At 30.3% G+C, this 14,991-nt stretch carries 11 protein-coding genes; 8 read left to right on the top strand and 3 right to left on the bottom strand.

The window, feature by feature from the left end; translation table 11 throughout:
* Positions 1-13 precede the first annotated feature (13 nt).
* The gene (locus T335_RS0110895; protein ID WP_026477577.1) at positions 14-1,168 is read right to left on the bottom strand and encodes a hypothetical protein; all 1,155 of its coding nucleotides are present in this window, start codon (positions 1,166-1,168) and stop codon (positions 14-16) included.
* Positions 1,169-1,351: 183 nt separating this feature from the next.
* On the opposite strand from T335_RS0110895, the gene T335_RS22680 reads away from it, so the two are divergent.
* The 3 genes from T335_RS22680 (at position 1,352) to T335_RS0110880 (ending at position 5,567) form a co-directional block, all read left to right on the top strand.
* A complete protein-coding gene (locus tag T335_RS22680) occupies positions 1,352-3,622 on the top strand; it encodes an McrB family protein (protein WP_051569269.1) in 2,271 nt (756 codons plus the stop codon).
* Positions 3,612-4,910, top strand: a complete 1,299-nt coding sequence (locus T335_RS20475; protein ID WP_051569268.1) for an McrC family protein — start codon at positions 3,612-3,614, stop codon at positions 4,908-4,910. Before T335_RS22680 ends, T335_RS20475 begins: the two co-directional genes overlap by 11 nt.
* 474 nt (positions 4,911-5,384) lie before the next feature.
* The gene (locus tag T335_RS0110880) at positions 5,385-5,567 is read left to right on the top strand and encodes a hypothetical protein (RefSeq protein WP_156943674.1); all 183 of its coding nucleotides are present in this window, start codon (positions 5,385-5,387) and stop codon (positions 5,565-5,567) included.
* A gap of 127 nt (positions 5,568-5,694) precedes the next feature.
* Here the strand turns inward: T335_RS0110880 and T335_RS0110875 are convergent, their stop codons facing one another.
* Together T335_RS0110875 and T335_RS0110870 are read right to left on the bottom strand one after the other, a co-directional pair.
* On the bottom strand, positions 5,695-6,879 hold the full coding sequence (locus tag T335_RS0110875; RefSeq protein WP_026477575.1) for a DNA cytosine methyltransferase: 1,185 nt from the start codon (positions 6,877-6,879) through the stop codon (positions 5,695-5,697).
* Complete coding sequence (locus T335_RS0110870) at positions 6,864-8,684, bottom strand: DNA methyltransferase (protein ID WP_034328297.1); 1,821 nt, start codon at positions 8,682-8,684, stop codon at positions 6,864-6,866. Before T335_RS0110870 ends, T335_RS0110875 begins: the two co-directional genes overlap by 16 nt.
* A gap of 135 nt (positions 8,685-8,819) precedes the next feature.
* Between T335_RS0110870 and T335_RS0110865 the strand changes: the two genes are divergently transcribed.
* The 5 genes from T335_RS0110865 (at position 8,820) to T335_RS0110840 (ending at position 14,989) form a co-directional block, all read left to right on the top strand.
* A complete protein-coding gene (locus tag T335_RS0110865) occupies positions 8,820-10,544 on the top strand; it encodes an AAA family ATPase (protein WP_026477573.1) in 1,725 nt (574 codons plus the stop codon).
* A gap of 11 nt (positions 10,545-10,555) precedes the next feature.
* Positions 10,556-12,370 (top strand): DUF2357 domain-containing protein, encoded by a 1,815-nt coding sequence (locus T335_RS0110860; RefSeq protein ID WP_026477572.1) that lies wholly within the window; start codon positions 10,556-10,558, stop codon positions 12,368-12,370.
* Positions 12,371-12,851: 481 nt separating this feature from the next.
* Positions 12,852-13,514, top strand: coding sequence for an HNH endonuclease (locus T335_RS0110850; RefSeq protein WP_084281211.1), 663 nt, complete (start codon positions 12,852-12,854; stop codon positions 13,512-13,514).
* Positions 13,515-13,654: 140 nt separating this feature from the next.
* Positions 13,655-14,011, top strand: coding sequence for a hypothetical protein (locus T335_RS20470; RefSeq protein WP_051569267.1), 357 nt, complete (start codon positions 13,655-13,657; stop codon positions 14,009-14,011).
* Positions 14,012-14,200: 189 nt separating this feature from the next.
* Entirely contained in the window at positions 14,201-14,989 is a 789-nt protein-coding gene (locus T335_RS0110840; protein WP_026477570.1) for a hypothetical protein, read from the top strand.
* The last annotated feature ends 2 nt before the right edge of the window (positions 14,990-14,991 follow it).

The following is a 14,991-nucleotide window of genomic DNA, read 5'->3' as shown; positions in this document are numbered from 1 at the left end:
TATAATTAAGAAATCAATGTAGCATATTTTGTTCTATTTTTTCTAAGTGTGCTTGAATCTTCAAAAGCATATGAGGATTTGTTATTGCATCATCAAGTAAATTTTTAAACTTAGTTTCATCATATCCTTGAAATGTATGAGGAAGTTGTTCAGATTGCTTTTCTGCCACATATTCAATAAATTTTATATAATCCTCATGAGATATTTCTCTTGCTACTTGTTGAACAAATACATCATATAAAACTGGCTTAACAAGTTCTCGAAAGTATTTCAAAAGGTCCGTACAATAGATAGTGCAATTTATAACCTTTAATTTTTTAAATTCAAAAACTCTAGGGAAAGGTTTATTCCTATAGGTGTCTTTATTCCATAGAGGAAGAGAAGGGTCAAGGTTTTTTATTATGCAATATTCTTCTCTATCTTTGATAGGAGATGTAATTTCTCCGATCCATAATTGCTGGATTTTCCACTCAGGAAATAATTCGCCTCGTTTATTGTATTTTTGCAGCTCCTGTTGTAATCTTTCCGCTCCACCAAATTTAATGAAAATAACTTTGTCTCTCTTAGCTAAATCAAATTCCGTCATAGTTTGTGTAGGGCACCAAATACCAGATTCACAAGCAGGTTTTGTGATGCTATTTTTCACTTTTTTATAAAAGTTAGGAGCCTGACTAAATAACCATATTTTGTAATCATTTTTATTTCGGCTTAATAATTGATGAGATAATAATCTATCGAAGTTTTCGCGAACAAAACCTTCAAAATCGCTTCTCTCTAATTGATAAACATCAATATTAAGTGCAGCTGGTAAAGTATCATGATTTAAAACTATAATACATCCACCTTTACTCTGAAAATCCTTGTATCTTTTTTCTTTATGATAATTAAACTGAGATGAAACAAACTTTATTTCAGCTACACGATTAGGATGTACTCCTGAATTACTAGTTATTATTATGTCGTCAACATCTGGAAACTTAGTATCGTCTATTTGAAGTCTTTCAACTACTACGTACTCTTGCTTAGCATTATAATTCCCAGATTTAACGATGTGTCTCATTCTCAAAGTGCTGTATTTTACCCTATATTTCATATACTCATATATTATTCTTTCATGAATGAAGCCTTTAGCAATAGATTCAGATTTTTGTGTAGTAACTCCTGTCATAATATCCCTCCTATAGAAGAAGAGTTCCCATTATGAAAAAATATATTCTAATGTTGTCGTTATAATAGAGTAGAGGTGCTCCACTTAAATTCAACAAATTTTAAATAAGTGATATAATAGCATTAAATATTAGACTATTGAAATAATAAGTAAGGGGTTAGGATAATAGAGGGGAGGATAAAAGTGGATACAAATTTACAACAGCAGATTAAAGAGGTACTAAAAAAGAATAATATTAAAAAAGTCATTGAGAACAAAGATTTTCATTTTCAAAAGGCAGTTAATAAATATAATGAATTTATAGCATACGATATTGGTGAGGGTACCCTAGATGGTATTGTTGAAGATTTAAATAAAATAGGTGAATTTAACTTTAATAAATTGCTAAGCTACTATGATGACGAATATGAGGAATATAAATTTCTAAAGATCATAGGGCAGCTTATATCCTACTTAGACTCCAAGGCTGCTAATAAGCACGAATACAATGAATATGAAGATAAAAGAGTTGTGTCTACACCTTTTGTAAGACAAAATAAATGGGTAGAGCACTTACTAAACTATAAGAAACATCGGAATCTAGAGCAGTTATCGGATAATATAGCAAACTCATTAAGATACATCATAGATCCAGAGAATAATATTAATATTGTATCCCCAGTACATCAACAACTGATTAGCTTAATTTTATTTAAACGTAATGATTACATAGATAACTTCGCTGATATAGTTAAAGAAGAATTTACGCAATTCGATATCAAACCTGTAAACCCCAACAATTTGACTGATATATATTCATCTATACTATACAGCAGTGAAATAAGAAAACTTTGGGATAATGATAAAAGGATTTGGAAAGTGTCCCATGGAAATAATGGAGAGTTTAACGAAAATGAAAAAGAAACATATCTTAAAGAAAATATAATTGCTGTCCACAAAGATACTGGTAGAAGTCAAGGCCAGAATTTTACTGATAAGATGAAGGTAGGAGATTATTTCTATCTGTGTTATGGGTCACAAAAAATAGTTGCACTAGGGGTAGTATCTTCTGATGCTAAGCCGCTAGAAGACAAAGATGATGGGTGGATGGAAAGGAAATACATATTAATAAAGAAAAGTATAAGCGATGACAGATATGAAGGTGTAAAGAAGGGGTGGACCCCTAATTATAACTCTACATGCATGGAAATTAAAGACCAAGAGCTTAATGTATTTCAACAAAATATATTGGGACCTTATTTTGATCTATCAATAAAGGAACTAATGGAACAAACTATTGAAGATCTACAAGGGGATGAATACGAAGAAATACAGCCTATTATTGATGAGTTCCATGGACAACAAATGAAGCCAGAGGGCGCTAAAGAGAATGACTATGAGCACGAAGATTTAAATATAATACTATACGGCCCTCCTGGAACAGGAAAAACCTATAACTCTACTTATTATGCAGTATCAATAATTGAAGGCCGAGATCCAGTTGTAGTAAAGGAAGAACCCTATGTTAATGTTAAGGCTAAATATAAGGATTATATGAAAAAGGGTCAAATAGCTTTCTGCACCTTTCATCAGTCCTATGGATATGAAGAATTTATTGAAGGAATTAAACCCATAATAGCTAAGGAGCATACAAATAAAGAAGAACTAAAGGCAAAAGGAGAGATTCAGTACAAAATAGAAGATGGTATTTTAAAAGAAATAAGTGAAAAGGCTAAAGGTAATTATAAAGAAAATTACATTATAATAATAGATGAAATAAATCGAGGGAATATCTCGAAGATATTTGGTGAACTAATAACATTGGTAGAATCTAGTAAAAGAATAGGAAAAGAGGAAGAAATTTATGTCACACTGCCATATTCAAAGGAACCCTTCGGTGTGCCATCTAATTTATATATTTTAGGGACTATGAACACCGCTGATAGATCAATAGCGCTGATGGATACTGCTTTAAGAAGAAGATTTAAGTTTATTGAAATCGAGCCTGAAACTAGCATTTTCAAAAAGATGAATGATAATAAGCAGCTGGTTATTGAAGGCGTGGATATTAAAAAGATGCTTGATACCATTAATAAAAGGATTGAAGTGCTGTATGATCGAGAACATATGATAGGACAAGCATATTTTATGGAGTTATTACACAATAAGACTATAGATAAGCTAAGTGATGTGTTTGAAAATAAAATAATACCACTGTTACAAGAGTACTTTTATGATGATTATGAGAAAATCAGACTTATATTAGCTGATAATCAAATAAGTATAGAAAACATGCAATTTGTTATTAAAGAAAATATCGATGCTGCTTTGTTTGGAGACAATTCAGAAGTAGACCTGATAGAAGATATGGCAACCTATAGGATAAACACCGATGCACTGACAAATCCAATGGCCTATATTAAAATTTACGATAAAATTTTATCTCGTAATGGAGATATGCCAGATGAAGAGTAAAACTTATTGTATTAAAGAACACAGCTATTTTGCCAGTGATCAATATGTTAGCCACGTAACTGGAGAAAATATTTTGCTGCCCCATAAGCTATTTTTAAACTTAGAGGAATTCATCCTGCAAAACAAGGTAGACTATAGCGATACTATTGATGAATTTATGGTGACAGGGTATGCAAAGAATGCTGGCAAGGTACTAAAGGCTAAAAACTATGTGGGAGTTATCAAAACATCAGATAATAGCACTATAGAAATATTACCTAAGATTTTCATGTCTGACCAGGATGACTCCTATAGTAAAACTAAAAAAATATTTCTAAAGATGTTAAGATACTCAGATGACTTACCTGTAAAAACATTTAATCAAGCTAATTTACAGGCTACTAATATGAATATCTTTGATATATTTATCATGATGTTCTTAGATGAACTGGTGCAAGTCATTAGACAGGGATTAAAATCCTCGTACTTAGACCAGGAAAGTAATCTTAATGTCTTTAAGGGAAAACTACTAGTAAATAAGCATGTAATTAAAAACACTGTTAATAAGCATAAATTTTATGTAGGCTATGAAGAATTTAGCGTCAATAGACCGGAAAATAGAATAATTAAATCAACTCTAGTATTGCTTAAGAAAAGAACGACAAATAAGTTGCTCCACAAAAGGTTAAATGAATACCTTCTATCCTTTAGGGAGGTAGACGTATCTATTAATTACGCGCAAGATTTCAATAAATGCATATCAAACCGATTAATGACACATTATGATGCCATATTGCGATGGTGCAAGATTTTTCTGCATGATAAGAGCTTTGTGAACTATAAAGGACAAGATGTAGCATATTCTCTACTTTTTCCAATGGAAAAGGTATTTGAGAAATATATACAGAAAAGCATAATGAAAAGCAACCTATTTAGAGACTGTACAATATGGCCTCAACATGCTCAATATTATCTTATAGAAAGTTCTAAGCGGTTTAAGTTAAAACCAGACTTGGTTATAAAAACAAACAATAGAACGATAGTACTGGATACAAAATGGAAAATATTAAACAATCAACATAAGGACTATGGCATAGCTCAAAGTGACTTGTATCAAATGTATGCATATATAAAGAAATATAATGCACAGAAGGTAATTCTAATATATCCTAAACCTAATAATATTGCTGGTAATAGCCACAACTACTTTGAAAAAGGGAAGGATCTTGTCATATTTTTTATAGACTTAGAAAATATTAATAGCAGCCTTAAGAGCCTTCATTGTATTATTAATGAAGAAAGTTATTAAACAGGAGTCGAATAACATGGGATAAATAACAAATAGACAAAGGGTTATTTATCTCTTAAATATTCTTGAAGAGGAAACATGTGAAAATATGAGATTATCAATTGAAGATATAAAGGAGATTTTAGAAAAACGGTATGGTGTGAACTATAATTAGATAGTAGAGTCTTAGGGGTTGATATGGAACTCTTAGGGAATGTGAAAATGATATAAATGTTCATATAAGATCATTTACTATATATATGGTATATGGTAGAATAAAATAGAAAAGTAAAAATATGAAGACCAAACTATCAAGAGTTAGGGTAGAGAGTTAGCTCGATGACCCTATACCAACCTGCTATTAAAGCAAGGTGGTTCAGCTAACAACGATAAGGAGGTGTAAGCCATGATCAATCATGATATATGATCCTTCTTAACAATTGTTATGAAGGATTTTTTTATTCTTTGAGAACAAATTTAGAAAGGATGATTAAAGTGAAGGGCGTAGAGTCTGTTAAATTAGAAGAAATTATTAAAGAAATGAGTAAAGAACAATTGGAAAAATTTAAAAAAGAACGTTATGAGAAGTTCATTAAGCCTCTGATGGAAGGAAATGTGCAAAAAATTAAAGAGGAAAGACAAACACTACAAGAAAATTTAATAGAAACTAAAAATTAGCTGATGAGTTGAATTATGAAATACTGGCCCATACTACTTATTATTCGTAGTATAGGCCAGTAAAAGAATAAAAGCATAATTCATTACGTATTGCAATAACTATTATTTATTAAAATTTACAGAAGTATTAAATACCTAAAGAATGTAGCACTTTAACTACTTGTTTACCTAGAGATTTTGCAAGTAGGGGAGGAACAGCATTACCTATTTGCATTCCGAGTGAAGTTATATCACCCAAGAATTTATATTCATCAGGAAACGATTGGATCCTAGCAGCCTCTCTAGGTGTAATGGTTCTATGTTGTTTCGGATGGGTTATTCGACCCACTGAAGGTGTGTTTAAACGAGTGGTAAGGGTATAAGCAGGAGCATTACCTCTCATACGACCATATGCGCCACTATGAACAGATTTTGTTCTATATTCTTCAGGTAAGTCTTTCATAGTTTGTCCTTCATTTATCATTTGTAAAATGGATATTGTTTCGTCTTTATGTTTTGAACTTATATGATTATATATAATTCCAGTTGGATTTCTCAATTTTTTCTGATATTCTGTGAGCACACCAACAGCAGGATAAGGAATCTCTTCTACTCCTTCGCCAGAGTTTAGTGGAGGAAGATCACTTATTGCATCTATTACAGATATGTAGGTATCTTTATTATGTGTAGTTGGTGGAAATAAATTAGTTGAGCATAGTCCAAGATTATTTCCTATGAAAAAAGCACGGTTTCTTATCTGTGGAACCCCATAATCAGCTGCACATAAAACATCTGCATGTACATTATAACCTAGTGCTTTAAAAGTCTCATATATTTCTCTTTTTACAGACCCGTCATTATAGTTAAGAATTCCAGGTACGTTTTCGATAATAAAAACTTTTGGTTTTAAATACTTAACCATTCGGATGAACTCTTTAAAAAGATAATTGCGCTCATCTTCAAGAAATTTAGCATTTGTTCTAATGCGCCTACCTGCCATACTGAAACCTTGACATGGTGGGCCACCAAATATAATATCGCAAGATAACTCCCTTTTAGTAAAAATTTGATCTATACTATCAACAGCATAGTCATTTGGAGACACTGTAATATCCATGTCTTCTTTTGATGCTTTAACAAATCTTATATCATCGATTATTAAGTGGGTTTGTGGGTTATTATATTTATATGTTTCTGCTATTTGTTGATTAAATTCTATTGATGCAACAACATTAATTCCTGCTTGTTCCATACCAACTGAAAAGCCACCAGCCCCACAAAAAAGATCTAAAGCATAATAAGTATTTTTAGTTGTATTTACTTTACTACCCATTTGTAATCCTCACCAATTCCTTTGTCGTCAAATTTAATTACTTCAATATAATCAAAATTCTTCTTTATCAAACTTTCTATATTTATGACCTTACCATCATCATTACAATAAGCATGATTTTTAGCTACTATTGGTATTATATACTCATATAATTCTGATGAAGTAGCTCCATCTTTTTTAATCAAAAATTCTTTAATTGTATTTACGATGAATTCCTCTGCATTTTTCATATATTCATAGGTTGTTTTGTCTATATTGTTTTCTACTTTCTTAAAGTTATAAACAAAGTCACCAGTTAAAGTGTTTTTCTTGTTAATACCTTGTGTACCTGAAGAAACAGCTTGAGATTGTAATACAATTCCCATTAATTCAAATCCAGCGTCTAAACAACCTTCTAAAATGGCCTTCCATATATTTAGATCTCTATTATGAAAGGTGAATGACATATAGTGATTAGGTTTTAATACTCGATACATTTCTTTAAAAGCTTGTTTTATTCTAAAGGCATAGTCAACGTAATCTTTTCTTCTGTATGAATCAATTATCATTTCACTACTATAATCAACATTAAAGTCCAGCCAACAATTCCAAAAGTGACTCAGAGCAAAATATGCAATGCTTTCACCGTAGGGAGGATCTGTAAATATATAATCAATGCTGTTAGACTCTATATTGAACAAATTGGAGGAATCCATATTATATATATTCGCTAAGCTAGAGTCAATAGATGCTAATTCTAACTTTCCTTTAAGAATAGTTTTAAAACGTAGTTTAAAACATGTAAATATGTTCCTTTCAGTATGAACAGTTGGGGTCCAAAATTTACTAATTACCCACCCTGATTTATATGTGCACTTTTCAACATCACCAGGAATCATTCTGGAAACGTTAGGCAACATAGAAGTAAAACATAAAAATAAAAGATTTCTAATATTTTCATCTTCAATGTTTAATATTTGCTTTCTAAGAGAAGAGAGCATTATTAGTGCACGTTCCGTAAATAATTCATCAATGCGTTCACGACCACTTCTTTTAACGTATTGCATGATAGGATCTGTTGGATACTCCAATACACCTGTCATTTTAAGTTCATTAAAGAGCTCTTTATACTGCACAATCCTACTTAAATCAAAGTCATCTACATCTTTTATAAATAAGCCATGTTCTTTACACTTGCCTCGAACCTTTTTAATGAAATCTTCTTCCCATACATAAATTTCCGTTTCGCAGGTATTTCCACACTCAGGACACTTAGTATCGTATAGATTATGAAACTTATCATATAGCTCATTAAATATAGAGTTAAAATATTTATTAAAAGTATCTATATCTACATTGCTTATAGTGCTTTTAACGATAAATACAGACATTGGATTAAGATCAATACCCACAGATCTTCTATTTAATTTTGAACTTTCTATATTTGTTACTCCACTTCCCATAAATGGGTCTAAGACAATATCACCTTCACTAGTAAAATTTTTTATGTATTCACTTACAACATTATGTGCTTTACGGCCCCAATACCTATGCATCAGGTAATGTGCCGGATGTGGTAAAGGTGGTATATCTTTTTTTATAACTACTCTTTTCTTATTAATATACTCTTTATTTGCTGAGCTATCTTTAGAGTATATTTTCAATTTTACTTTTTCAATGTCATCAATATCAAATTTTCTATATTTAGATTCACCAACTCGGTAACAAGGCAAATATCCAGAATCAGCCCATCGCCGTACAGTTGATTGAGATACATCTAATGTTAATGCCACTTCTTTTGTTGTTAATAATTTTTTATTATCCATCACAAAGTCCTCCAAGTCTATCTTAGTAACAAATGAAATTTTAACACACTTCAACAAAATAATCAATAAAATAATTGACAACATTGTGAGAAGGTTCGGATTGTGGTATATTTATTGAGAAAGGAGCTGCTACAGATGGAACCGATTAAGGTAGAAAATATAACTAATGAAATCAAATCAAGAAATTTCTTTTTTAATAATGAATTAATATTCAATTATTTTAATTGCTTAAAAACTAAACCTTTTTTAATTTTGACAGGAATATCAGGATCTGGTAAATCAAAGCTATCCCAAGTGTTCGCAGACATTATCTCGAAAGGCGATAAGTCAAAAATCGAATTAATCCCAGTTAAACCAAACTGGAAAGATAGTAAAGGGCTATTTGGGTACCATAATTTGCTAGATAATACATACTATGTTACCCCTTTAATCAAATTAATGATTAGGGCATTAAATGACCCAGAAAATCCATATTTCCTAGTATTAGATGAAATGAATTTAGCGAAGACTGAGCATTATTTTGCTGATTATCTTAGTTTGATAGAGAGTAGACAATTGAAAGTAAAAAATACTACTACGAATATCAATAACTATAATAATTTGAAAGAAAACTTTAACTTTAAACAAGGAGCATCTTTATCTGAAGCTATTATTTTAGCTGCTATAGATTTTAATACAAATAGATATCTCCCAGTGGCAGATTATAGAGAGCATAATTTTTCAAAGTTATGGAGGGAGCAATTTAGTAACGTAAGTAACGAAAATTGGACGCCTCAATTTAGAACTGAACTAAATCAGGGTGAGAATAGATTAGCTAATAGAGTATTTGAATCTCCAAATGGCGAAGGGCGCAATTATAGGCTAAAAGATAAAAGTAGCCTTAATTCATCTGATAGAGCTATTATTGATCGCTTAGAGAAAACCTATACTGAATTGATAAATGGTGAATCAATTGAAATTTATCAAGATTTAATAACATTGCATAACAATGATATGTGCATCGGAGTGTGCAGTGATTTAGGTTGTCCTATAACTGAATGTTCTTACAATAATGAAGAGAAATATAAATGTGATAAGTTATATAATAATAGTTTAGATACATATTTAGTACCACCTAAAATGCCAATACCTCTAAATCTTTTTACTATAGGAACTGTAAATATTGATGAGACAACATATATGTTTAGCCCTAAAGTATTAGATAGAGCTAATGTAATTGAATTTAATGATGTTGACTTTGAAAATCTTTTAGATTTAACCGGGGACTTTGAAGAAATTTTAAGGGAAAACTCTAATAATATATGGGATGAAAAATTTTATTTTGATGATGAGATGGAGCTTCAAGAATTTACAATAGATATACCAAATGCTGAACATGCCAAGCGCTTTATGAACATATATGCGGATGGATTTAAAGATATCCTCACAATATTTGATATTTTAAGAGGGTATAATATGCATTTTGGATATAGGACCATGAATGAAATAAGTTTGTTTATTTGCAATGTCAACAAATTTACTTCATTTGAGGATAAATTGCAAATTGCTGTTGACTTACAAATACTTCAAAAGATATTACCCAAATTTCATGGCTCATATGAAAAACTATGGAATCCTTTATTCAATATACTTTTAGTATGTATGAATGAAATCCCAAGTGATTACAAAAACAAGTTAAACTATACAAGCTCCGATATAGAAAAGCTACTAGCCTTTGTGTCTGAAGAAGAAAGACATAAAAGAATAAGCTTAAATAAAGAAGTGTTGAAAAATAAATACAAATATCCTAGAAGTGCAAAAAAAATACTGTCTATGATGAAGAATCTTGAAATGCATGGTTTCAGTAGTTACATAGAATAGGTGGAAATATGATGGGATATATAAAACTGCTAGCAATAAAGGAGAAGGATATTCTTTTGTATGTAAATGGCATATCAAATGAATTACTTACCAAATTTAAAAACTCTAAAGAAAAATATTTAATTCATGATGAATGTTGTAAAGACAGTATGTTGATTAGTTCTTCAAAAAATACGTCAAACATAGTATATCTAAATGAATGGGTTTCATATAAAGTTGAACCTTTAAGTAAGGATAATACTTTCAGTGAGAAGGATTTCATTAAAAGAGGGATGTATGGTAATGATAATTTTGGAACATTGACATTTAAAAATTGTACGGGCCTTTCATTTTTTAAAAGTCTGACAGTTTTCATTATTTCAAATAAAATAGATGAAGAAACATTTCAAAAAATGCTCAATACAATTAATAGTTATATATTGAATTTATCGTTCGATTTTAATCAGACTACTTATGGAAACATAGAAAGAGATAAAAGGATACATACAGATATAGAATACCACGTTTATATATTGATAATGCATTGGCTTGATACTAAACAAAGAAATATAAACTTATTTACCTTGTTTAACTTAATTAAAAACAACCCCCATAGAAATGACTATGATAACTATTTTCATGAGGATGTTAATGCGTTATCATATGTAGATGAAGATGTTATGGTTGATATTTTTTCTAATTTAGATGAATTGATGGAAGTACAAGGAGTTAAAAATAAACTAACTGATAAATTAAGTAATGATGGAAAGAGCTACCTTCCTAAAAAAATATTGCAAGTCGAAACGGAAGATACTTTTGATACTAATGAGAATAGATTCCTTAAATTTTTTCTTAAATATATTATCGAAATAGTTGATTATTTTTCCAATATATTTATCAGTAGAAAAGATGTAATGATAAATTATGATATTATTGAAAAATCTCTGTTATATAAAAAGGAGTTAGAAATCTTAATTAATACTACTTTTCTCAGGAATGTAGGAGACCTGTCATATATACCTTCTAGTTCTACAGTTTTACAAAGAAGAGAAGGATATAGGCAATTTTATAATTATTTTGTAACAATAAAGTCCATGCCTCAAATAAGTGACATTAATGATGATTTATCTGATATTATTGAAAATAAGAGCTTAGATTTGTTATACGAGTATTACTGCTTTTTTATGGTAGCTGAGATAATTTGTAATATATATAAAGTTAATATAAGCAATTTATCTTATAAAGTTTATCAAAATGAGTTTAATAAGAGCTTAGTTAAAAAAACAAATGCTAATTATTTTGAATTAGAAGATGTAAGAAAGATATTGCCTAGAATTAAACTATTTTATAATAAGAATTATGCAAATCCATTATCATATTCAAAACCTTATGATCCAGATATTACTATAGAAATATTTGATGATAATAATAATTTAGAAAAAATCTATATACTTGATGCCAAATTTAGAGTTACAAGCTATAAGCCAAATAATCAAGAAACTGAAATTGGCTATAATGTTGATGATATAACCAAAATGCATGCTTATAAGGATGCAATTAGAGATGTTGTAGGTGCATTTGTTTTATATCCTGGAGACATTCCAGAGGTATATAATGAAAAAAGACAGTGCGTTGGGTGTGAGGAATCTATTTGTTATAATGCATATAATGGAGTTGGAGCATTTCCATTAAACGCAGGCAGTAATGAAAATTTATTAAACCTTACAAAGGTATTGGTATCAATGCTGAAAAGTAATAAAAAGAGCATACCATCTTCTTGTAAAAGCTCAAAAGTTATAGAAATAGCATTAGATAGAGTTGCTGAGGAAAAAGAAGAGTATAAATAGATTCATTAATACAATCGGCGTAATTGATATATTGGAAACATTAGTTGAGACATTAGTACGAATTTTAATATTAATAGGTAAAAAATTATTTGATGAAGAGGGAACAAGCGATGCGTAGTTTTTATAACAAGCCTACAAAGAACTACTTGAGGTAAGGAACGAAAAATAAAAAATAAATACTAAATTTTGATTATAGGACCTACCATATCGGTACGGTTCTTTTTTTATGAAATTCTGGATATGAATTAGTGTATATATTAATAAAAGGTATAAAATTTCATAGAAAAATGGAATGGTAAAAACTCTGAAGGTGGAATGATAACTGATTAATTCTTAGTTATGAAGGTCCATAAGATGGAATGGATATATTGAAAGCGTACCTTTACACTGTAGTGGGAGGTGATTGAAATGTATAAGACATGCACTAAATGTGGAGTAATTAAGTTATTAAAAGATTTTCATAAGAGAAAAGAAAGTAAAGATGGACATGATTGGTGGTGTAAAGATTGAAAAAAGGAGCATTATAGGGCCACTAAATCAAAGAGAATTTAAAAGTAATCAACTGTGTGGATGTGGGTGTGAAGAATATACTTATATAGCACAATACACAAGCAAAGCAAAAGGATGGATAAAAGGGAAACCACAAAAATATATTAATGGACACAATCGATTTAAAGAGAGGGTAAAGAAAAATACAAGAAAGTGCTCTCATTGTCTACAATGGAAAGATTTACAACAGTTTGGTAAAGACAATGATGTAAGAGATGGAATAAGTCGATACTGTAAAAAATGTAGTAACAAATTAGATAAATTTAGAAGAGAAAAAAGGAGAGATATACTTTTCTTTGAAAGAAAAGTAAGTAAAGCAAAAACAAATATAAAGAACTTTCGCTATGAAAACCGTGGAGAGTTCACTAGGGACCAATTAATTAATAAATGGAATTACCATGGCGGAATTTGCTACATATGTAGAGAACCAGTTAATGAAATAGATCATATAAAACCATTAAGTAAAGGAGGATTAAATTTAATAGCGAACATTCGACCAATTTGCGGGAAATGCAATGCTACTAAATATAATGAGTGGGATGGCGCAAAAAACATGAAAAAACTTATAGAAAGAATTATGGTTAAAGGAAAATAGAACATTATGCTATATCAATTGTCATATAACCTATGATAAAGAAGAAAAAGAAATATATGACTATAGGCAGTAAATGCTGATATTTACAACAAGAGAGCTATGGCTTTATGTAATTTTGCACTGTAGGAGGAGGTAAGTAAATGAGGGGTAGAGGAAGACCAACTAAACTAAATAAACGGGTACAAGAACACATAGTAAAGATGATAAAGCTAGGAAACTACTTAGAAACTGCTGCTGCTTTTGCTGGATTAGATGTTTCTACAGTAAGAAGGTGGATTAACAGAGGGAAAGCTGAATTAGAACGCTTAGAGGTAGATAATGTGCGGGAAATAAGAGAAAGAGAACAAATTTATGTTGAGTTCGCACAACAGGTAGAACATGCATTGGCAGTAGCTGAAGTAAAAGATGTACAGGTTATATATAATGCGGCTAAGAATGATTATAGGGCGGCTGTATGGAGGTTAGAACGAAGATTTACTGGGAACTGGGTAATTTAATTTTAAAATTACTTTTCATATATAAGCTAGTAAAATTACGAGGTTAGATTTACTATTTTAATAAAATCTACTATGAAATTCTATTTTTCTAGATATTTGTTGGTATATATTCTGCATACAAACACTATGATGATATTAACAAAATATGCTGAAATCTTTAACCACAAAAGAAAAAAGGGGGAGAATCAAATGGTTTTATCTGTTGATTTAACTGTAATTAGAGGTTTTGAAAGGCTCCGAGAAGAAGCTAGGGCAATGGAGGGAAACTTGAATAAGCAATATGGTAAGGTCTTAGCAAACACACATACAATTGTAAGAAATATAAATGGTATAGAAAATAATATTGTACAGATGGGGAAAAGTCCAATTGTACAATTAGTAAAACAAATCAAAACAGAGGTTAGAGGGATTAATTACTTTATAATTTTTACAGCAGCAGTTTGTATGGTGGTAGATAAAAATAAAGAAGCAGTTATGCTATTTATAAAACGTTTTTTAAAGATTAAAATTTATCCAAATAATTATAGTGAAACTGAACTGCTACAGGCCATGTGGAAAGAAGTAATATTAAAGGATAGATGGATAATATTAAATCCTCACAATGTTGTTGCGTATGTAAAAACATCAGTAATTAAAGAAACAAAAAGAATTTATATAAAACGGCAACAAGAAGATAGAATTTGGGGCAATTTGCCAAAAGTTATACCTCTGGAAGGACATATGACGGGGACTGATTATGCAGAATGTAGGGACCCTATTAGTATAGTAGTAGAAAGAGAAGAATATGAAGAGAAGATCCGAATGTTACGAGAATATGCATCAGATAAAGAAAATATGGTGATAGACTTAATTGTAGATGAAGGGTATACACCTGCAGAAGCAATAGAGGAATTAGGCAGAGATTGGTCAGCTTGGATATCTTTACAGCAAAAGGTTAAAAGAAAAAAGTTTAAAAATTTTTTGAAAAACGTTAAGTAAAT

The organism is Alkaliphilus transvaalensis ATCC 700919, from assembly GCF_000621485.1.
GTDB lineage: Bacteria > Bacillota > Clostridia > Peptostreptococcales > Natronincolaceae > Alkaliphilus > Alkaliphilus transvaalensis.
This window is presented reverse-complemented; position numbering and strand designations above follow the sequence as displayed.